This is a genomic window from uncultured Tateyamaria sp. (assembly GCF_947503415.1).
Classification (GTDB): Bacteria; Pseudomonadota; Alphaproteobacteria; order Rhodobacterales; family Rhodobacteraceae; genus Tateyamaria.
The window spans coordinates 38,147-59,034 of sequence record NZ_CANNDS010000005.1; the positions used below are offsets into that span (position 1 = coordinate 38,147).

Genomic DNA, 20,888 nt, shown 5'->3' on the forward strand with positions numbered 1-20,888 from the left:
AAAAAAAGGGCTTACCGACATGGCTTCGGACCGACAGAACTTGCAGGATGCATTCCTGAATCACGTGCGCAAGACAAAGGTGCCCGTGACAATTTTCCTGATCAATGGTGTGAAATTGCAGGGCGTTATCACGTGGTTCGACAATTTCTGCGTGTTGCTGCGCCGGGATGGTCAAAGCCAGCTTGTGTACAAGCACGCCATCTCGACCATCATGCCAAGCCAGCCGATCAGCCTGTATGAGGGCGAAGACGCTTCTTGATGGGTGAGTTGCCGGAGTTCACCCGTGCGTGGGTGCTCCACCCCGATATCAAATCAGATCCGAACCGGCGCGGGGCCAAATTCGCGCTGGCCGAAGCCGTGTCACTTGCCCATGCGCTGCCCGAGCTTGAAGTTGTGGGCAGTGAGATTGTGCCGTTGCCGCGCGTGCGCGCAGGCCTGTTGTTCGGGTCGGGCAAGATCGAGGAATTGGCGCAGCGGTTGCACGACGCAGAAGTTGAGCTTGTTCTGATCGACGGGCCCGTCACGCCCGTGCAGCAGCGCAATCTAGAGAAGGCGTGGAAGGTCAAATTGCTCGACCGGACCGGTCTGATCCTTGAGATTTTCAGCGACCGTGCCGCCACCCGCGAAGGTGTGTTGCAGGTCGAGATGGCGGCCCTGAGTTATCAGCGCACGCGGCTGGTCCGCGCCTGGACCCACCTTGAGCGTCAGCGCGGTGGATTGGGGTTTGTCGGTGGTCCCGGTGAGACGCAGATCGAGGCCGACCGCCGTGCCATCGACACGCAACTGGTGCGCCTGAAGCGGCAGCTTGAGAAGGTGGTCAAGACGCGCACGCTGCACCGTGCAGCACGCGCCAAGGTGCCGTATCCGATTGTCGCGTTGGTGGGCTATACCAATGCCGGGAAATCCACACTCTTCAACCGGTTGACGGGGGCGGATGTGATGGCGAAGGACATGCTGTTTGCCACGCTGGACCCGACCATGCGCCGGGTCGAGCTGGAAGATGGGCCTGAGGTGATCCTGTCGGACACGGTTGGCTTTATCTCTGACCTGCCAACCGAATTGGTGGCGTCGTTCCGGGCCACTTTGGAAGAGGTATTGGCGGCCGATATCATCCTGCATGTGCGCGATATCTCGCATCCCGAGACGGAGGCGCAGGCCGCCGATGTGCGCACGATCCTGACCGATCTGGGTGTTGGCGAGGGCCGTGAGATGTTCGAGGTCTGGAACAAGATTGATCTGTTGCCTGACGAGGAGGCCGACGCCGCCCGTGCGCGCGCTGAGCGCGACGAGGGTGTCTTTGCCATGTCCGCGATTACGGGCGAGGGGATCGACACGCTTTTGACCCAGGTGGCGGAGACGTTGCAGGGCGCTGTGGTCGAGGAGACGCTTGTGTTGCCTTACGCCGAGGGCCGCAAGCGCGCGTGGCTGTTCGAGCAGGATGTTGTTCTGGAAGAGCGGCAGGGCGAGGACGGGTTCGAGCTTGATCTGCGCTGGACGGCAATCCAGAAGGCGCGGTTCGACGGGCTTTGACGGGCGGGGCGCAGGACACCTGCGCCTAACTGGGTTATACGCTGCGCCATTGACCGGGGCTTAGGCCGTCCAGTCGCCAATCGCCGATTTGCACGCGGATGAGTCTAAGTGTCGGGAAGCCCACATGGGCTGTCATCCGCCTGACCTGTCGGTTGCGTCCTTCGGTGAGCGTGAGTTCGAGCCAGCTGTCGGGGATGGATTTGCGCACCCGGATGGGTGGGTCGCGGTCCCAGATGTCGGGCGCGGAGATGGCGCGGGCCTTGGCGGGTTTGGTTGGGCCGTCTTTGAGCGTGACGCCTGTGCGCAGTTGGGTGAGGGCTGCGTCGGTGATCGTGCCTTCGACCTGTGCGAGGTACGTTTTGGGCGCTTTGTATTTGGGGTGTGCGATCTTGGCCTGCAATTTGCCATCGCTGGTCAGCACCATGAGCCCTTCGCTGTCACGGTCGAGCCTGCCCGCCGGGTAGACGCCGGGCATGTCGATGTAGTTGGAGAGTGTGGGGCGCGGTGACCCTTCGGTGCCCTTGTCGGTGAATTGCGACAGCACGCCGAAGGGTTTGTTGAAGAGGATTGTCGTCACTGGAGCGGTTCGAGCCGTGTGATGCCAACGGCTGCAGCCCGTGCGAGCCCTTCGTCGAGCGACATGGGGATGTATTCGCCGCGCCGCCACAGTTGCGCCAGATCGTCGTAGTGGCGCGACAGGAAGTGGCCCGACTGGCCGGTGGAGATCACGAAGACGGAACTGTTGGGATCCGCGAAGTCGTAGACGCCCCGGTAGCCTGCACCGTGCACGTTGCGGAACGGGTCGGGGCCGGTGCCTTTTGTCAGCCCGCGCAGCAGGGTGTTGTCACCCCCGGACGTACTCTGGCGGATGTTGACGAAGAAGCGCAGGATCGGGACCTCACCCAGCACTTGGTGGTCGTGCGTGGCTTGGTGCGCATCCCCCCAGCGCAAGGATTCCAGTTGGCTGCCATAGGTTTCGTTGATGTCGAGCAGGGCGTCGTCGAGGGCGAGGCGGGCCATGTCGGGGCAGGTTTCCACGGGCGCGGACCTTTGGACGTCGCACCAGACGCCCGCACCATCCACGTTGCGGAAGGCGCGTTCGATGAAGAGCGGCTCCACATGGCTGAACGTGTCGGCCATGGGGCCAAGTTCGTCGCGGATCAGCCGGTCCTGCAGCTTGCGCAGCCATGCGGCGTAGATCAACGGTTCGGGCCAGTGTTCGTTCATCTCGCCATTCCATTCGGCGAGCAGGGACAGGGCGCGTTGGCGCTGGCGTTCGGGGGTGCCTGCGGGGGCGGCTTCGCCGGTGAACCACAGCTCTGCCCCGATGAGCGGCAGGAGCGAGCGGGCGGTGAAGCTGACTGTATCAAGCTGCGCTTCGATGAAACTGTCGCGGGTGTGGACCTCGCGGGCCTGCATCAGCCTGCGCCAGCGTTGCACCCGTTGCGTGTCCCCCCAGACAAAGCTGATGTGGTTGGGGAAGGGGCGGTCGACCGTCTTGTTGTTGGTGTTGCCGAGAATGCCGCCCACGGGAGAGACGAAACCGGGGTTGGAGGTGTAGGCCATGCGGCCCTGCCAGCGGTTCTCGGTCCGCCAGCCAAGGGACGGCAGACGGCCCTGGCTTTGGTGCGCCTCATTCCGGTTGGGCACCGCGCCGATGGTCTTCATGGCGATGGAGCCGCGATCCACAAGCGTGATGTTCTGGGCGGGGGCGATGTAAGCCTCGCCCGCGGTGATGGCTTCGGCCACCGTTTGCGCCTTCATGATGCCGAGGGCCGCGGTGAGCGATGTGTCATTGGGACTGAGGACGGTCCAGCTGAGGGCGGCAACGTGGCCGGGCGGTGTGACGGTGCGGAGGTTGCGGACGCTGCCGGGCAGGACGGGGCCGTTTTCGGTCCAGCGCAGGGTAAGCGTGACCGGGTCTGCATCTGCGATTTGCAGGATGGAGTCGCGGCTTTCGAATGCCTTCCAGCCGGTCGGGGTGCGATACTCTTGCGGGTTTTCGGGATTCAACTCTTCGATGAACACGTCCTGATCATCGACATAGGCCGTCGTGAGGCCCCAGCCGAGGCGGTCCGAGCGGCCTGTGAGCACGGTGGGCATGCCGGGAATGGTGCCGCCAATCACACCACCGGTCTGCAATTCCAAGCGTGCAAGATACCAGATCGCCGGGGCGGAAAAGCCCAGATGCGGGTCGTTGGCGAGCAATGTGCCCCCGGAGGCGGAGCGCGCGGCGGCAGCGGCCCATGCGTTGGAGGCCCCTGCAAAGCCGCGCGGTTTGAAGGGGGAGAGCGGGTGCGCATTTTCGTCTGCGGCGGCGTATGTGGGCGTGGCTCCGGGCACGAGGGCTGCGTATTCGGGCAGGCTGGCGATCCCTTCGCCGGGCACATCGGGCAGGATGTCGGCCAGCCTTGCGGGGTCGTCGAGGGCGAGGGACATGCGGGCGCGCAGGACCTCTTCGCTCAGGTGGCCGGACAGTTGCAGGCCCATCAGTTTGGCGATGGCGATGCTGTCGGCGGGCCGCCATGGGGCCAGCGGCGTGTTGAAGAGGAACATCTCCGGCGCGCCACGCCCCAGAGCTTCGGCGTTGATCTGGTCGAGCCTTGCATTCACGCCGGAGGCATAGGCCTCAAGGGCGGCGCGGGTGGCCTGATCCTGGGCATCGACCGACTGGACCGAGAGGCGGTAGATGTCGAGGCGGCGGATGAAGCTGTCGATGTCGACGGTGGCGGTGCCGAACAGCTCGCTCAGCCGTCCTTGAGCCGTGCGCCGCAGCATCATCATTTGCCACAGCCGGTCCTGGGCATGGGCAAAGCCGAGGCCGTGGAATACGTCTGTGTCCGTCTCACCGAAAACATGGGGGACATTGGCGTTGTCGCGCACAATCTCGACCGGGGCGGAGATGGCGGGCACCCGCACGCGGGCGTCGTAATTGGGCAGCGACCGGGCGGCGAGGTAATAGACCATGCCCACCCCCAGAACGGCCAGTACGATCACCCCTGCGGTCAGGCGGACCAGCCATTGAAACACCACTGCCATGCTGTCTGCCCCTGTCCTGACGCGTTGACCCTTGGGCCATGACTGTTAGGTAGGCAGAGACAGAAGCGCAAGCCAAGGGCGGCGCAAAAAGACGAGGGATCATCATGGCGAAAATGGCATTTTTGGGGATGGGCGTGATGGGTGCGCCGATGGCGGGGCATTTGTTGAAAGCGGGTCATGATGTGACGGTGTACAACCGCACCGCTGCGAAGGCGCAGGACTGGGTCGATGATCATGGCGGGGCCATGGCGACGACACCGCGTGCGGCAGCAGCGGGGGCGGATTTCGTGATGGCCTGTGTGGGCAACGATGATGATCTGCGCTCGGTCTGTCTGGGCGACGATGGGGCCTTTGCCGGGATGGGGTCGGGGGCGGTGTTCGTCGATCACACCACGGTGTCGGCCAAGGTCACGGCCGAGATGTATGCCGCTGCCGACGACAAGCAGATCAGCTTTGTCGATGCGCCCATTTCAGGCGGACAGGCGGGGGCCGAAAACGGGCAGTTGTCGATCATGTGCGGTGGTGATCAGGGGGCGTATGCACGGGCCGAGCCGATCATGGCCGCCTATGCCAAGCTGTGCCGTCGCATCGGGGACAGCGGTGCGGGCCAGATGACCAAGATGTGCAATCAGATTGCCATTGCGGGGCTGGTGCAGGGCCTGTCCGAGGCGCTGCATTTTGCCGAGAAGGCCGGTCTGGACGGGCGTGCCGTGGTTGAGGTGATTTCACAAGGTGCGGCTGGGTCCTGGCAGATGTCGAACCGGTACGAGACCATGCTGGACGATCATTTCGAGCATGGCTTTGCCACGGACTGGATGCGCAAGGATCTGGGCATTTGTCTGGATACAGCAGATGAGAACGGGGCCAGCCTGCCGGTGACGGCGCTGGTGGACCAGTTCTACAAGGATGTGCAGAAGATGGGCGGCGGGCGTTGGGATACGTCAAGCCTGTTCAAGCGGCTGCGCAATATCGGATGATGCTTTGGGTTGGCGGGTGCACTCTTGGCTGCGCCAATTCGCCCACCCACCAGCCCAATAAAAAAAGTGCCCGGATGATCGGGGGTGTGGCTGGCGGTTTTTCCTTGAAAAGCTACCCTTGCCACTGGTCGTGTCTGCCTGCGCAGCCACGACCGGCTATGGAATGATCCGCGTGTATTTGGTGCCTTCGAGTGTCGCGCCGATGCGCAGGCCTGCGCGGGCGAACACGGCGGCCAGCACCGGCGACAGGGCTGTTGTCGTGTCTGCCGCGACGCTGTCGCCCTGGTCGGAAATCACGTATTCGAGGTCAGCTCCTGCCGCCCAACCTGGCCCACGCCGAAACTCTGTCAGCGCCTCTTGGGTCATGAAGAACAGCACATGCGCAAATTGCTGCGCGCCGATTTGCAGGCCGCCTGAACCCTTGACCACCGAGTAGTAGTCGACCGTCGCATTGTCCACGCGCAGTGCGCCGCGACCGTAGGCCCCGCCAAAGCCAAGCCCGGCCTCGGTCACCAGCGGCATGACAAGCATGCCGTTTGCCTTTTGCGACAGTTGCACCGTGTTGGGGTAGGTGCGGTACATTTCTTCCAGCGTGACATCGACGCGGCTGTCGATCAGTGACCCGCCCCGGCTGCCAATGCCATTCCCACATGCTGCCAGCACGCCTGTGCCCGCCAACGCCCCTGCGGCGAATGCCCGCCGCGAGATCCCGTTCGTTTTCATCTTGAACCGCCTGTATAGCTCTTGGTTTTGCGCGGTTTGCCCGCGCTTATGTGCAGATATACGCCGATTGGGTGGGTCTGTCACTATGCGGTGGTGTTTTGGCGGGATTTTGCCGGGGAAAAAAGGGGCTTTGACGCGCGGCTTTGCCTCACTCCCGCTATTTTCGTGAACGGTACATGAGGACCGTTCTGCAATCGTTGTCTGTCCGGTGCCCGCTACGCGCCGTTCAGCAGCCGTGCCGCTGCAGGCGCGAAGTAGGTCAGGATGCCGTCGCAGCCTGCGCGTTTGAACGCCATGAGGCTTTCCATCATCACCCGGTCGTGGTCCACCCAGCCGTTTTGTGCAGCGGCCTTGATCATCGCGTATTCACCGGACACCTGGTAGGCGAAGGTGGGTGCGCCGAAGGTGTCGCGGGCGCGGCGGCAGATGTCGAGATAGGGCAGGCCGGGTTTGACCATGACCATGTCCGCGCCCTCGGCCAGATCGCGTTCGATCAGCCGCATCGCTTCGTCCGAATTGGCGGGGTCCATCTGGTAGGTTTTCTTGTCCCCTGTCAGTGCGCCCGATGCGCCGACCGCGTCGCGGAAGGGGCCATAGAAGGCTGACGCGTATTTGGCGGCATAGCTGAGGATCATCACGTTCTGGTGGCTCGCCCCTTCGAGAGCCGCGCGGATGGCACCGATGCGTCCGTCCATCATGTCCGAAGGGCCGATGATATCGGCACCGGCCTCGGCCTGGGACAGGGCCATTTTCACTAGTGCGTCGACTGTGCGGTCGTTCACGATCTCGCCGTCTTCGACAAAGCCGTCATGGCCGTTGATGTTGTATGTGTCGAGCGCCACGTCCGTCATGATTGCGATCTCGGGCACAGCCTGTTTGATCGCGCGGATGGCGCGGTTGGCGTGGTTGTCGGGGTCCCAGGCGCCCGCGCAATCCTCGGTCCGTTCCTCAAGCCCGGTGTAGGGGAAGATGCAGATCGCCGGGATGCCCAGATCTGCGGCCTCGCGCGCGGCGAGGGCGACCTTGTCGACGGAGCGGCGGACGACGCCGGGCATGGACGGGATCGGCTCCTCGATCCCTTCACCGGAGCGCACGAAGACGGGCCAGATGAAGTCATCGACCGTGAGCGTGTTCTGCCGAACCATACCGCGGATTGCGGGGCTTTGGCGGGTGCGGCGCAGGCGTGTGATGGGATAAGGGGCTTGGGTGGGGCGCATGGAAGGTGTCCAGTTTGAGTGACAGTGCATGGGTGCCATGGTTTTTTGCGCTTGCCAAGTCTAGGCACCGACGTTCGCCCGCGCTAAGAGGGACCCCAGAGAAGCAAGAAGACCCCGGCGCGGGGCAACAGGACGACGCGTGGACTGGTACGACACTGTCTTTGAATTGATCGATATGCGCTCGTTCTCGAACCTGTGGTTCTGGATCGCGCTGGCGGTTGTGTGGTCGACGGCCAGCCACTGGGTGCTGGGTGTGCCTTACGACATGGTATCTCGCGCGCGCAAGCATGGCGGGCAGACGGCGGAGGACCTTGAGGACCTCGTACGTATCAACACCAATCGGTTGCTGTTCATCGGGTCTGTCTCAGGACTTTGGCTGTTGGGCATTGCCTGTTTCGTGCTGACGGGGTTGGCGCTGATGGGGTTCCTCTATGACGTTGAGTTTGCGCAAGCCCTGTTCCTGTTGGGCTTTCCCATGAGCCTTGTGGGCGCATTGAACCTGTCCACCGCCCGCCTGATCCAGGATGAGCAGGCCACGGGCGAGGTGCTTTGGCGGCGGCTGACGCGGCATCGGACCATTGTGCAGGCCATCGGCATGGTGTCCATCTTTGTCACCGCGCTGTGGGGGATGTACCAAAACATGGCTGTCGGGCCGTTGGGCGGTTGACAGCGCGGGCGAAAGCCCCAATTGAAACCCTCTTGATCCCACCCGCTGCCTGACGAGTTTCATGTCCGAACAGTCCCATATCACCGTGTCCGGCGCGCCCGAGGGGTTTGACGCCAAGCTGATCCTTGATGAGGTCGCGAAGGGTGGACCTGTCTGCCACGTGGCACGCGATGACAAGCGGTTGGCGGCGATGCAGGCGGCGTTGCGCTTTTTTGCGCCTGACATGCCGGTGCTGGTGTTTCCGGGCTGGGATTGCCTGCCCTATGACCGGGTGTCGCCCAATGCCGATATCTCCGCCCAGCGGATGGCAACCTTGGCCGCGCTTGTGCACGGGATGCCGGAGCGGTTTGTTCTATTGACGACCCTCAATGCGGCGACGCAGCGGGTGCCTGCGCGGGACCTGCTGCGGGAGGCTGCGTTTTCCGCCAGCGTGGGCAACCGGGTGGATGAAGCGGCACTGCGTAACTTCCTGGTGCGTATGGGATTTGTGCAAAGCCCCACGGTGATGGAGCCGGGCGATTATGCCATTCGCGGCGGCATCATTGATATCTATCCGCCGGGGGATCTGGGCCCTGTGCGGCTTGATCTGTTTGGCGATGTGCTGGATGGCGCGCGCCGCTTTGATCCGGCAACGCAGCGCACAACTGAAAAGCTGGATGTGATCGAGTTGGCGCCCGTGTCCGAGGTCATTCTGGACGACGCCGCAATCACGCGGTTTCGGCAGAACTACCGGTTGGAATTTGGCGCGGCTGGCACGGACGATCCGCTGTACGAGGCGGTCAGTGCCGGGCGCAAGCATCAGGGGGCGGAGCATTGGTTGCCGCTGTTCCATGATGGGTTGGATACGCTCTTTGATTATCTGCCGGGGGCCACGATCACGCTGGATGATCAGGTGACGCCCAGCCGTTTGGCGCGGTGGGAGAGCATCGAGGACCAGTACGAGACGCGGCGGCTCGCGATGCAGAACCGGTCGAAGATGGATTCGGTCTACAAGCCTGCGTCACCGGGTGGTCTGTATCTGGACGATGCGGCGTGGGAGGCGGCGGTCGCGGGCTTTCGTGTGTTGTCCTTTGCGCAGCTGCCACAGGCGACGGGCCCCGGCGTGACGGATGCGGGTGGGCGGATCGGGCGGAATTTCTCGCCGGAGCGCCAACAGGAATCGGTAAGCCTTTTCGGGGCTTTGGCGTCCCATGTTAAAGCGAAGATGGCGGATGGGCCTGTTGTCATCGCGAGCTACTCCGAAGGTGCGCGCGAACGTCTGACCGGGCTGATCGAGGACGAGGGGTTGGCAGAAGTTGTGCCGATCCCGAATGCCACCCGTGTGGGAAAGCGTGGCCTGCATCTGACCGTTTGGGCGTTGGAGCATGGGTTTGAGGCCCCCGGCCTGACCGTGATTTCCGAGCAGGACGTGCTGGGGGATCGCCTGATCCGCCAGCCGAAGAAAAAGCGCAGGGCCGAGAATTTCCTGACCGAGACGCAATCGCTGTCTCCTGGCGATCTGGTGGTCCATGTGGATCACGGGATTGGCCGCTATCAGGGGATGGAGGTGGTGACCGCCGCCGGGGCCGCGCATGAATGCCTGCTGCTTGAATATGCGGAGCGGTCGAAGCTGTACTTGCCCGTCGAGAATATCGAGCTTTTGTCCCGGTACGGGCATGAAGAGGGCTTGCTGGACCGTTTGGGCGGTGGTGCGTGGCAGGCCAAGAAGGCCAAGCTGAAAGAGCGTATCCGCGAGATGGCGGATCGGCTTATTCGGATTGCGGCCGAACGTGCGCTGCGCAAGGCGCCGATCCTTGAGCCGCCGCCGGGTATGTGGGACGCGTTTGCGGCGCGCTTCCCCTATCAGGAGACGGATGATCAGTTGAATGCCATTGCCGCCGTGATGGACGATCTGACGGCGGGCCAGCCGATGGACCGATTGATTTGCGGCGACGTGGGCTTTGGCAAGACCGAAGTGGCGATGCGCGCGGCCTTTGTGGCGGCCATGTCGGGCGTGCAGGTGGCGATTATTGCGCCCACGACGCTGTTGGCGCGGCAGCATTACAAGAGCTTTGCGGAACGCTTCCGGGGTTTTCCCATCGAAGTGCGGCAGCTCAGCCGCTTTGTCAGTGCCAAGGATGCCGCGATGACCCGTGAGGGCATGTCGAAGGGCACGGCGGATATTGTTGTGGGCACCCATGCGCTGCTGGCGAAGGGCGTGCGGTTCCGCAATCTTGGCTTGCTTGTCATTGATGAGGAACAGAAATTTGGGGTGGGCCACAAGGAGCGGCTGAAGCAGATGCGGTCGGACGTGCATGTGCTGACCCTGACGGCGACGCCCATTCCGCGGACCTTGCAACTGTCGCTGACGGGCGTACGCGATCTGTCGATCATCGGGACGCCACCGGTCGACCGTTTGGCGATCCGCACCTATGTGTCCGAGTTTGATGCTGTGACCATTCGCGAGGCGTTGCTGCGGGAGCATTATCGGGGCGGGCAGTCTTTTTATGTTGTGCCGCGCATCAGCGATCTGCCGGAGATCGAGGAGTTCCTGAAGGAGCAACTGCCGGAACTGACCTACGTCGTGGCCCACGGGCAGATGGCTGCGGGCGAGTTGGATGACCGCATGAACGCGTTTTACGACGGCAAGTTCGATGTGCTGTTGGCGACGACGATTGTGGAATCGGGTCTGGATATTCCGACGGCCAATACGATGGTGATCCACCGGGCGGATATGTTTGGTCTGGCGCAGCTTTACCAGATCCGCGGCCGGGTGGGGCGGTCGAAGACGCGGGCCTATGCGTACCTCACGACCAAGCCGCGGGCGAAGCTGACCACCACGGCGGAGAAGCGGCTGCGGGTGTTGGGCTCGCTTGATACGTTGGGGGCCGGGTTTACGCTGGCCTCCCAGGACCTCGATATTCGCGGGGCGGGCAACCTGCTGGGTGAGGAACAGTCGGGCCAGATGCGCGATGTGGGTTTTGAGCTGTACCAATCGATGCTGGAAGAGGCGATTGGCAAGATCAAGGCGGGCGAGATGGAGGGCCTGCTGGAAGAGGACGGGCAATGGGCGCCGCAGATCAATCTGGGTGTGCCTGTGCTGATCCCCGAAGCCTATGTGCCCGATCTGGACGTGCGTTTGGGTCTGTACCGTCGTCTGTCCGACCTGACCACGAAGGTGGAGTTGGAGGGCTTTGCGGCTGAGCTGATCGATCGCTTTGGCAAGCTGCCGAAGGAAGTGAATACGCTGATGCTGGTCGTGCGCATCAAGGCGATGTGCAAGCGGGCAGGGATTGCGAAGCTGGATGGCGGGCCGAAAGGGGCAACGATCCAGTTCCACAATGACAAGTTCGCCTCGCCCGAGGGGCTGGTGGAATTCATTCAGGACCAGCGCGGCATGGCCAAGGTGCGCGACAACAAGATCGTTGTACGGCGGGACTGGAAGAACGACGCGGACAAGATCAAGGGTGCGTTCGCGATTGCCCGCGATCTGGCCGAGAAGGTCGTGGCGCAAAAGAAGAAGGCGAAGGCCTAGACCAGCGCCTCTTCCGCGCGGCGCATCTGTTGCATGAACACCGAGGCGCAGATGCAGGCCACCAGAACGGTGGCGACAAGCGGCATGGGGGTGCCGTCGAACATCAGGCCAACGGGCGATGCAAGCGCTGCGCCCAACACGGTGGAAACGGCACCGATGACGGATGCGGCGGTGCCAGCGATATGGCCCATCGGCTCCATCGCGATGGCGTTCAGATTGGCGACGGTCAGACCACCCTGAAACATGACACCCCATTGCCAGAAGATGTAGAAGGCAAAGAGTCCGGGCATGTCGGCGATCATCCAGAACACGAACACGGTTGATATCACGACTTGGGCGGCCAGCGCCCACGTCACCAGTTTGCGCATGCCAAACCGGCCCACGATGGCGGCATTGAGCAGGCTTGAGACACCGGAGGCGAGTGCAATGCCGCCGAACCACAGCGGAAAACTGTCGGCGCGGTCAAAGGAAACCTCGAAGATGGGTTGCACCATGGTCAGGATCGAAAAGAGGATCATGAGCATCAATGTCTGGACGAGAATGGACAGCCGCACCGTGCGGTGGGCAAACATCTGGCGCACCGAATCCTTCATCAGCGGCCAGCGCAGCGGGCGGCGATCCTGCGGAGGAAGGGTTTCCGACATGCGGTTGCCGAACCAGAACAGCAGCAGGACCGCAAAGATCAGGAAGGCCGGGAAGATGGCCCGCCACCCGGCGGCATCGGTGATGATCTGGCCCAGCAGCGGCGCGATGGCCGGGACAAGCAGGAACACCATCATCGTCAGCGAAAGGATGCTTGCCATGGCCCGCCCGCTGTAGAGATCGCGGATGATGGCCGTGGACACCACGCGCGGGCCTGCCGCGCCAAGGCCCTGAAGGATCCGGGCGGCCAACATCAACTCAAGGGTCGGGGCAATCCAGCTCAGCACCGCGCCAAGCGCGTAGATGGCGAGGCCCACATAGACCACGGGCTTGCGCCCGATGGCGTCGGACAGGGGACCGGTAAAGAAGGTGCCCGCACCCATGCCGATGACAAAAAAGGTCATCACCAGAGCCGCCTGTGCCACGCCGCCGGGCGCGATCTCTTCTGCGATGGCGGGCAGCGCGGGCAGCATCGCGTCGATGGAAAAGGCAATCGTCGCAAACATCATCGCCATCAGGGCGATGAATTCCAGTTTGCCAAGTCGTTGTCCCTCGGGGTCGGTCAAAGTGTGTCTTGCTCTGTTCGGCGCATGGTGACGCTATTGCGCGGCACCTTGGCGGCGCCGGCAGGGAATGGCAACGACTTAAGGTTGAAAATCGACCAAATGGTTAAATTGTGAACGATCAGGCGTCGCTGCCTGCTGTCTGACTTAATTCGGTGATGACCTTTGCCCAAAGTTCGGGCGGTTGTGCGCCCGGGACCGCGTGTTTGTTGGCCACGATGAAGGTTGGAACGGATCCGATGCCCATTTGGCGGCTGTGAGCATCGCGTGCGGAGATGTCGTCGCGGTCCGCATCTGACGACAGCAGGCGCAGCACGACGCTGGCATCCATGCCGATCCCGTCCGCGATGTCGGCCAGCACTTCGTGGTCCCCGATGTCGCGGGTTTCGACGAAATAGGCTTTGAACAGGGCCGACACGGCAGCCGTCTGTTTGCCTTCGATCCCGGCCCAATGGATCAGGCGGTGTGCGTCCAGGGTGTTGGGGGTGCGTTTCATCCCTTCAAAGTCGATCTTGAGCCCGGCCTTTTCGGCATTCTCCACCACAGGCGCATATGCGCGCACGGCTCCGTCCTTGCCGCCGAATTTCGTCTCAAGGTATTCGCGCCGGTCCATGCCGTCTTCGGGCATGTCGGGGTTCAGTTGGAACGGGTGCCATTCGATTACGAAGGGGTGGTCCGGGTTGGCCTGCAATGCGCGGTCCAGATGGGCCTTGCCGATATAGCACCAGGGGCAGATCGGGTCGGACATGATGTCGAGTTTGATGGGCTCAGGCATTGGGTGCTTTCATATCTTTGGGCCAGAACAGCGGCAGGCGCCGCCGGACCAACTTGCCATTGGCACCCGTGGGCAGCATCGGCACGTGAACATATGCGCGGGGGTGTTTGTACCGCGCCAGCTTCTGTCCGACATAGGCACGCAAGCTGTCCTCGTCCAGAGGGGTGGGGCTTGTGTAAAAGGCCGCGATGATGAAGACGCCGGGTTTGACCTCGATCTGGGTCGCTCCGACCCCCGTCAGTCCGGGCGCGTCGGCAAGCGCCGCCTCGACCTCGATGGGGGAAACGCGGTAGCCGCCTGCGTTCATCATGTCGTCGTTGCGGCCCAGATAGGTGATGTGTCCGTCTGCGTCCATGGACCCGACATCGCCGGTCAGGAACCAGTCGTCCTGAAAGCGCGCGGCAGTGTCTTCGGGCGCGTGCAGATATTCCAGCATCAGGCCGGGATCCGACCGGTGCACGGCGATGGTGCCGGGTGTTCCGCGTAGTGTCGGGCCGTCATCGCCAAGGATCGCGACATGGCGCCCCGGTTGCGGCTGCCCCAGTGCGCCCGGTGCGGCGGGGCTGTCGGGACAGGACGAGATGAAGGTGGAGCATTCTGACATGCCGTAGGCTTCGAAGATGTCGGTGCCTGTCGCCTTGTGCCATGCGTCGCGTATGCTTTGGGGCAATTTCTCTCCGGCGCTGAGGCCGTGACGCAAGGCGGGCAGCGGGGGGAGGCTCGACCGCTCCAGCATCTGGCGGAAGACGCCGGGAGCTGCGGCAAAGATCGTGGCCCCGTGCCGTGCCATCAACCCACCGAGATTTGCGGGATCGGTGTCCGCCATCGGGATCATCGCGGTTGCGCCCACCGTCCACGGGTCCATCAGCCCGGTTCCAAGCGTGTAGGTCCAGTTGAACGCGCCTGCGTGCATCAGCACATCTTCGCTTGTCAGCCCGTACCAGCCGTCGTGCATCATCTGTCTGGCCCAGATGGCGCGATGTGCGTGGGCGACGGCGCGCGGTTGGCCGGATGTGCCCGACGTGTACACGACATAGCCAAGCCGCTCGGGATCATCCATGTGCCAGTCGGCGGGCGGGTGATCGCGCAGGGCTTGCAGGGTGGCCAGCCCGATCTCGGGCGCACCGGGGGCCGAGGCCACGTCGGGATCACGCAGGATCAGGCGCGGCGACAGCTCGCGCAGGATCTGCGCCACTTCGGTTTCCGTCAGTGCCGCCGATGTGGGTATGGGCACCAGACCCACGGCCAAGGCGCCTAGATAGGCAATGGGGAAGTCGATCGTATTGCCGAGGCGCAGCAGGACCGTGTCGCCCGGAGTGCATCCCGCCGCCAGAAAGCCGCCGCCTGTGCCCAGAACCGCCTGTTGCAGCGCGCCGTAGGTCATGGTTATCGCGCGGCCGTCATCGACGACGGTCACAGCGATTTTTCCCGGCTGTGTGTCGGCATGTTGCAGCACATGTGTGGCCATGTTGAACGGGCTCGGGCAGGGCGGCATGTGGCCGCTGTTCACAACGCTCAACATGGGTGCCGTTGCATGGTGAGGTGCGGCGTCCTATAGAGATCGCCATGCAAGGAAAAGACCCCAAATCCCTGATCCAGATCGCCCGTGCCACGGGGCTGGATGAAACCGCCGAGCCGTTGGACCTTGGCGCGCGCGTGCGCGAGTTGCGCAAGGCGCGTGATTGGACGCTGGAGCAGGCGGCGAACCAGGCGGGGTTGGCCCGCTCGACCCTGTCGAAGATTGAAAACGGTCAGATGTCGCCCACCTATGAGGCGCTGAAAAAGCTTGCCGTGGGCCTTGAGATTTCCGTGCCGCAACTGTTCACGCCGCCCGAAAAGGGCCAGATCAACGGGCGTATGGTGGTGACGCAGTCGGGGCAGGGGAATGCGCAGGCCACTGTCACCTATGAGCATGAGCTGCTGGCCGAGGCGCTGACCAAGAAGCAGATGCTGCCCTACCGTGCCCGCGTTCGTGCGCGGTCCATGGACGAATTTGACGGCTGGGTGCGGCACGATGGCGAAGAGTTCCTGTATGTGCTGACCGGTGTTGCCCGTTTGTATACCGAGTTTTACGAGCCGGTCGACATGCGACGCGGTGACAGTGCCTATTATGATGCCACCATGGGCCACAATGTCGTCTCCGTCAGTGACGAGGACGCGCTGATCCTGTGGGTGACGTCGCTGGCCTGAGATCAGGCCGTTTGAGCCACCGTCGCGTGCCGCAGCAGGAAGGCGTCAAAGGCGTCCTGCGCCTCTTTCAGTGACATATCATGCGTTGCGGCAAGATAGCTTTCAAAGCGGTCTTGGTCAGCTTTGAGAAACGGCATCGCGCTGGGTTCGAGTTTTGGAAACTCTTGGCAAAGCGCGCGATAGCTGTCCGCCCAATTGCGGGTCAGGTCATTCCAGTTCATGCGTACCCCCGAAGCTATGGGTTGTCCCATGTGCTGAACACATGTCCTCTACCGCCTCCCACAGCGGGCCAGACATCCACCACGCGGCAAATAGTATTCCAATTCCGGGCCAGTTCAACCTTTGTCGGCAAACAACCTGCGCAAGATCGCATGGGCGAGCACAACGGTCAGAAGTTGTGCACCGATAAAGGCGGGCACGTGGCCGGGGTAAATGCCTGCAAACGTGTCGGAAAACCCGCGAGCGATGGTGACGGCAGGATTTGCGAAGCTGGTGGACGAGGTAAACCAATAGGCGCCCGTAATATAAAGCGCTACGAGGGTCGGCACTGCGTCGGGTCGCGACCGCAGCCCGCCGAAGATGACAAAGAGCAGACCAAAGGTGGCAACCCCTTCTGACCACCATTGCGCGGGGCCGGTGCGGTGCAGCGTCTCGGAGGTTTGCAGGATCGGCAGGTCGAACATGGCGTGGGTGGCCCAGACGCCAAGGATGCCGCCTGCGATCTGCACCGCCACGTAGGCCAATGCCGGCTTTGTGGTGATCTCGCCCCGAAACCAGAAGGCCAGCGTGACGGCGGGGTTGAAATGCGCCCCCGAGATCGGACCCAGTACCGTGATGATCACGTAGAGCATGCAGCCCGTGGCAATCGCGTTGGCCAGAAGGGCGATGGCGATATTACCACCTGCCAGTGTCTGCCCCATGATGCCGGAGCCGACCACACCGATGAGGAGCAGGGCAGTGCCCAGCCCCTCGGCCCAGAGTTTGTGCGTCATGTGCGTGGCTCTTTAATTCGCGTCCCACCACCAGAACTGGGGCATCCAGTCCGGGCCGTCGCCGTATAACGGGATGGTGTCGGGGTGTTTCATCTCGGACACGTGCGCGATGCGCCCGGTGGTGAATTGCCAGAACGGCACCACGTATCGGCCCGCAATCAGCAACCGGTCCAGTGCGCGGGTGGCGGCGATGCTTTCCTCGCGCGTGGTGGCCGTCAGCATCGACGTGATCATGGCGTCGATGGCTGGGTCTTGCGCGCCCATGAGGTTGGCCGATCCTTCCTCGTCCGCGGCATCAGACCCCCAATAGAACCACTGTTCGTTGCCGGGGCTGAGCGACAGGGCGCGGCGGTGATAGGTTATGTCGAAGTCGAACGCATCCTCGCGTGCGGTGAATTGCGCGCCGTCGACAAGGTCGATGTCCACGTCGATGCCCAACTGTTCCAGCGCTTGCGTATAGAGGTCGGCAATGGCCCGATCTTCGGTGCGTTGCTGGTCCAGCAGGATGGTGAACGCCATGGCCTGACCGTCCGCATTGCGCAGCTTGCCGTTCTGAGTTGTCCACCCGGCCTCTTCCAGCAGGCCAAGCGCGCGGCGCAGTCCTTTGCGGTTGCGCAGGGTGCCGTCGCTTTCGGGCAGGGCATACCCCTCCATCACGCCGGGCAACAGTTGGCCGTTGAACGGCGCCAGAAGGGAGGCGACACGCCCCTTGGCAGCACCAGGTTCCAGCGCCAGCGGCGAGTTGGAGAAGTAGGACGTGATACGCGGCTGTGCGCCGCCCGTCAGGGTGTCGTTGATATATTCAAAGTTGAAGGCAGTGATCAGCGCTTCGCGCACGCGCCAGTCGTCAAAGGGCGCGCGGCGGGTGTTCATAACAAAGCCGGTGACGCCGGAGGGTTTCTGGTGCGCGATCTCGGTCTTGACCACATCGCCTGACTGCGCGCGCGGGAAGTCGTACCCGCTGGTCCAGTTTTCGGCGTTGAATTCGCGCACGGCGGACACGTCGCCCGCTTTGAAAGCCTCGTTCACCACATCGCCGTCGCCGTAGAAGTCGATGGTGATTTCGTCGAAATTGAATGTGCCACGTCGGAAATTGAGGTCTTTGCCCCAATAATCCGGGTTGCGGGTGAGGGTGACGGAACGTGCCGCTTCAAAATCGCTGATCACGTAGGGCCCTGATCCGATGGGCACGTCGTTGATGGAAGCGGCGGCGAAATCCTTCCCTTCCCACTGCGCCTTTTGCAGGATGGGCCGCATGCCCGCCAGCAGGGCCAGTTCGCGGTTCTCGGTATTGAAGGTGAATTTGATGCTGCGCGGACCGGTCTGTTCCAGCGTTTCGACCTGGGTCCAGAGACTGCGGTAACGTCCGTGGCCTTCCGTCCCGAGGGTCTCGTAGGACCACAGCACGTCCTCGACCGTGACGGGGCTGCCGTCCGAGAATGTGGCGCCCTCGCGCAGGGTAAATTCGACCCAAGTGCGGTCTTCATCGGTTTCAATCGATTCGGCCAGAAGGCCGTACAGCGCGAAGGGTTCGTTCCGGCTGCGGCCCATCAGGCTTTCATGGGTGAGGAAGCGCAACTGCCAGGGCACGTTGCCTTTCTGAATGTAGGGATTGAGCGAATCAAAACTGCCGGTGTTCGCCAGAGTGATTGTTCCACCACTGGGTGCATCGGGATTCGCATGCGGAAGGGACACAAAATCCGGTGGCAGTTGGGGGTCTCCATACATAGCTATGCCATGCCGTGGCTCTGCTTGTGCTGCACCCGCAGCCACCACAAGGCCCGTCAGAATCGCGGTGACCCCCCTTTTTCCGAGGGGTCCAAATTGGAAAAAATGCCTGCTCATTTGGTAAACAATCCCTGATCGCCCTTGTTTTGTTAACAATAGCTGCCCCGGGACATTTACGCATTATCAAACTTTTAGCTTGGACTCTTCGGGCGGGTTTGCGTATAACAAGGGCACTGCTCGATAGGTTTCTTGCCTGTATGAAACCTGCCTCAATAACTTAACGCCAGCTTCGTGCTGGCGTTTTTTTTTGGCCGTTGTGGATCAAAGCGACCCACGGGACCATTCCTTTCGCAGGTGCAGCATGACAAAGTGCGTGCAACTTATACGAAAGGACTTGGCCCATGGCATTCGAGATTTCACTGGCAGGAAAAACGGCCATCATCACCGGCTCGAACTCGGGCATCGGGTTGGGCATGGCGTGGGAATTGGCGCGGGCCGGGGCCGATGTCGTCCTGAATTCGTTCACCGACCGCGATGAAGATCATGCGCTGGCCAAAGAGATCGCAGACGGGACCGGGACCAAGGCACGCTACATCAAGGCGGACATGTCCAAGGGCGATGAATGCCGGTCCCTGATCGAACAGGCGGGGGCCTGTGACATCCTGATCAACAATGCGGGCATCCAGCATGTCGCCGCCATCCCCGACTTTCCCGTGGACAAATGGGACGCGATCATCGCGATCAACCTCAGCTCCGCCTTTCACACGACAGCGGCGGCTTTGCCCCTGATGCGTTCTGCCGGGTGGGGACGGGTGATCAACGTCTCGTCCGCCCACGGGCTGACCGCGTCACCCTACAAGTCGGCCTATATCGCGGCCAAACACGGCATTGTTGGCCTGACCAAGACAACGGCGCTGGAAACCGCCGAGGAACCTATCACCGCCAACGCCATTTGCCCCGGCTACGTGCTGACCCCGCTGGTTGAAAGCCAGATCCCCGACACGATGAAGGAATACGACATGGGTCGCGACGAGGTGATCAAGAATGTCATGCTCAAGCGCCAGCCCTCCAAGGAATTCGCCACGACCGAGCAGATGGGCGGCACGGCCGTTTTCCTTTGCTCATCGGCCGCAGATCAGATCACCGGCACAACCATCAGCGTGGACGGCGGATGGACGGCGCTGTGATCCAGCTTCGTTTCGCACGATAAACCGCCGCCGCTCGCCTGACAGGTGGCTTTGCCGCCGCAACATGAGGCTCCCTCAGTCACCACCAACCCAAAGGGTCGATCCATGACACGCAAGAAGATCAATGTGGCACTTCAGGGCGGCGGCGCGCATGGCGCGTTCACATGGGGGGCGTTGGACGTGTTGCTGGCCGATGACCGGGTCGAGATCGCCGGTGTGTCGGGTACCTCCGCAGGGGCGTTGAATGGCGCAGCCCTCAAGGCGGGGCTGGCGATGTCGGGTGAAGATGCCGCGCGCGAGAACCTCGACTGGTTGTGGGCGCAGGTGGCGGGCGTGCAGGACATGCGGATATCAACTTGGCTGGCGCCGTTTGGTCCGGCGCAGATCAGTCAGGCACTTGAATACTCACTGCCATATGCCGTGGGCGACGCGGTGGGCCGTATGACATCGCCCTATGCCTTTGGGCCGTTCTATCGCAATCCGCTCACCGATATCGTGTCCAAGTTCAACATGGAGAAGGTGTGCTGTGATGACGGTCCGCAGCTGTTCATCAACGCGACCCGGGTGCGCAATGGCAAGCTGCGCGTGTTCCAGCAGGCCGAAGTAACGCCGGAGGCCATCATGGCGTCGGCCTGCCTGCCGACGCTGTTTCAGGCGGTCATGGTCTACGACAGCGAGACGGGGCAGAACGAGGAGTTCTGGGATGGCGGATACACTGGCAATCCGGCCTTGTTTCCGCTGTTCGATGCGTCGTTGCCCGACGACATTGTGGTGATCAACATCAACCCTCTGGAGCGCGTGGACCTGCCGCGCACACCGCAGCAAATTCAGAACCGGATCAACGAGATCAGTTTCAATTCGTCCCTGTTGCGCGAGATGCGTGCGATTTCCTTTGTGAAGCGGTTGATCGACCAAGGCACGATGGAACGTGGGCAAATGCGACGCATCAACATGCACATGATCGCGGATGATGCCCTGATGAATGATCTGAGCGTGGCCACGAAGGTGGTCCCCAATGGCTTTGTCATGGGAAAGCTGCGCGACGCGGGTGCGCGCGCAGCAGAGCAGTTCCTGGACGCGCATTTCGATCAGATCGGGCAGGGTGACAGCGTCAACATGCAGGAACTGTTTTCCTGACCCTTCA

Annotated in this window: 18 protein-coding genes; 8 read left to right on the plus strand and 10 right to left on the minus strand. The window is 62.4% G+C overall.

The window, feature by feature from the left end; translation table 11 throughout:
• Positions 1 to 19 precede the first annotated feature (19 nt).
• Complete coding sequence (gene hfq, locus Q1A32_RS21100) at positions 20 to 259, plus strand: RNA chaperone Hfq (protein WP_007119530.1); 240 nt, start codon at positions 20 to 22, stop codon at positions 257 to 259.
• A complete protein-coding gene (gene hflX / locus Q1A32_RS21105) occupies positions 259 to 1,530 on the plus strand; it encodes a GTPase HflX (protein ID WP_299657731.1) in 1,272 nt (423 codons plus the stop codon). Before hfq ends, hflX begins: the two co-directional genes overlap by 1 nt.
• 34 nt (positions 1,531 to 1,564) lie before the next feature.
• Here hflX and Q1A32_RS21110 read toward each other — a convergent pair whose 3' ends face one another.
• Positions 1,565 to 2,107 carry a pseudouridine synthase gene (locus Q1A32_RS21110; protein WP_299657733.1) on the minus strand — a complete coding sequence of 181 codons (543 nt, stop codon included), beginning with the start codon at positions 2,105 to 2,107 and terminating at the stop codon, positions 1,565 to 1,567.
• Positions 2,104 to 4,569, minus strand: coding sequence for a penicillin acylase family protein (locus tag Q1A32_RS21115; RefSeq protein ID WP_299657735.1), 2,466 nt, complete (start codon positions 4,567 to 4,569; stop codon positions 2,104 to 2,106). Before Q1A32_RS21115 ends, Q1A32_RS21110 begins: the two co-directional genes overlap by 4 nt.
• Before the next feature lie 104 nt (positions 4,570 to 4,673).
• Between Q1A32_RS21115 and Q1A32_RS21120 the strand changes: the two genes are divergently transcribed.
• Positions 4,674 to 5,546, plus strand: a complete 873-nt coding sequence (locus Q1A32_RS21120) for an NAD(P)-dependent oxidoreductase (protein ID WP_299657737.1) — start codon at positions 4,674 to 4,676, stop codon at positions 5,544 to 5,546.
• A 156-nt stretch (positions 5,547 to 5,702) separates the two neighbouring features.
• Here the strand turns inward: Q1A32_RS21120 and Q1A32_RS21125 are convergent, their stop codons facing one another.
• Together Q1A32_RS21125 and hemB are read right to left on the minus strand one after the other, a co-directional pair.
• Positions 5,703 to 6,269 (minus strand): YSC84-related protein, encoded by a 567-nt coding sequence (locus tag Q1A32_RS21125; RefSeq protein WP_299612464.1) that lies wholly within the window; start codon positions 6,267 to 6,269, stop codon positions 5,703 to 5,705.
• 215 nt (positions 6,270 to 6,484) lie between these two features.
• Positions 6,485 to 7,486, minus strand: a complete 1,002-nt coding sequence (gene hemB / locus Q1A32_RS21130) for a porphobilinogen synthase (RefSeq protein ID WP_299657739.1) — start codon at positions 7,484 to 7,486, stop codon at positions 6,485 to 6,487.
• Positions 7,487 to 7,625: 139 nt separating this feature from the next.
• On the opposite strand from hemB, the gene Q1A32_RS21135 reads away from it, so the two are divergent.
• Positions 7,626 to 8,153, plus strand: a complete 528-nt coding sequence (locus tag Q1A32_RS21135) for a component of SufBCD complex (RefSeq protein ID WP_299657741.1) — start codon at positions 7,626 to 7,628, stop codon at positions 8,151 to 8,153.
• A gap of 61 nt (positions 8,154 to 8,214) precedes the next feature.
• Positions 8,215 to 11,667 (plus strand): transcription-repair coupling factor, encoded by a 3,453-nt coding sequence (mfd, locus tag Q1A32_RS21140; RefSeq protein ID WP_299657743.1) that lies wholly within the window; start codon positions 8,215 to 8,217, stop codon positions 11,665 to 11,667.
• Here mfd and Q1A32_RS21145 read toward each other — a convergent pair.
• The 3 genes from Q1A32_RS21145 to Q1A32_RS21155 all read right to left on the minus strand — a co-directional run bounded on the left by Q1A32_RS21145 (position 11,664) and on the right by Q1A32_RS21155 (position 15,169).
• Complete coding sequence (locus Q1A32_RS21145) at positions 11,664 to 12,875, minus strand: multidrug effflux MFS transporter (protein ID WP_299612473.1); 1,212 nt, start codon at positions 12,873 to 12,875, stop codon at positions 11,664 to 11,666. The two genes, mfd and Q1A32_RS21145, sit on opposite strands and share 4 nt — an antisense overlap.
• Before the next feature lie 118 nt (positions 12,876 to 12,993).
• On the minus strand, positions 12,994 to 13,647 hold the full coding sequence (locus Q1A32_RS21150) for a DsbA family oxidoreductase (protein ID WP_299612476.1): 654 nt from the start codon (positions 13,645 to 13,647) through the stop codon (positions 12,994 to 12,996).
• The gene (locus tag Q1A32_RS21155) at positions 13,640 to 15,169 is read right to left on the minus strand and encodes a class I adenylate-forming enzyme family protein (RefSeq protein ID WP_299657745.1); all 1,530 of its coding nucleotides are present in this window, start codon (positions 15,167 to 15,169) and stop codon (positions 13,640 to 13,642) included. Before Q1A32_RS21155 ends, Q1A32_RS21150 begins: the two co-directional genes overlap by 8 nt.
• Positions 15,170 to 15,213: 44 nt before the next feature.
• Here Q1A32_RS21155 and Q1A32_RS21160 point away from each other — a divergent pair, with 44 nt between their 5' ends.
• The gene (locus Q1A32_RS21160; protein WP_299657747.1) at positions 15,214 to 15,837 is read left to right on the plus strand and encodes a helix-turn-helix domain-containing protein; all 624 of its coding nucleotides are present in this window, start codon (positions 15,214 to 15,216) and stop codon (positions 15,835 to 15,837) included.
• A gap of 2 nt (positions 15,838 to 15,839) precedes the next feature.
• Here Q1A32_RS21160 and Q1A32_RS21165 read toward each other — a convergent pair whose 3' ends face one another.
• The 3 genes from Q1A32_RS21165 to Q1A32_RS21175 all read right to left on the minus strand — a co-directional run bounded on the left by Q1A32_RS21165 (position 15,840) and on the right by Q1A32_RS21175 (position 18,557).
• The gene (locus Q1A32_RS21165; protein ID WP_299612483.1) at positions 15,840 to 16,058 is read right to left on the minus strand and encodes a hypothetical protein; all 219 of its coding nucleotides are present in this window, start codon (positions 16,056 to 16,058) and stop codon (positions 15,840 to 15,842) included.
• Between the two features lie 114 nt (positions 16,059 to 16,172).
• A complete protein-coding gene (locus Q1A32_RS21170; protein ID WP_299657749.1) occupies positions 16,173 to 16,829 on the minus strand; it encodes an MIP/aquaporin family protein in 657 nt (218 codons plus the stop codon).
• A gap of 12 nt (positions 16,830 to 16,841) precedes the next feature.
• Positions 16,842 to 18,557, minus strand: coding sequence for an extracellular solute-binding protein (locus Q1A32_RS21175; protein ID WP_299657751.1), 1,716 nt, complete (start codon positions 18,555 to 18,557; stop codon positions 16,842 to 16,844).
• A gap of 401 nt (positions 18,558 to 18,958) precedes the next feature.
• On the opposite strand from Q1A32_RS21175, the gene Q1A32_RS21180 reads away from it, so the two are divergent.
• Together Q1A32_RS21180 and Q1A32_RS21185 are read left to right on the plus strand one after the other, a co-directional pair.
• A complete protein-coding gene (locus Q1A32_RS21180) occupies positions 18,959 to 19,744 on the plus strand; it encodes a 3-hydroxybutyrate dehydrogenase (RefSeq protein ID WP_299657753.1) in 786 nt (261 codons plus the stop codon).
• Between the two features lie 105 nt (positions 19,745 to 19,849).
• Complete coding sequence (locus tag Q1A32_RS21185; RefSeq protein ID WP_299612491.1) at positions 19,850 to 20,881, plus strand: patatin-like phospholipase family protein; 1,032 nt, start codon at positions 19,850 to 19,852, stop codon at positions 20,879 to 20,881.
• Positions 20,882 to 20,888 lie beyond the last annotated feature (7 nt).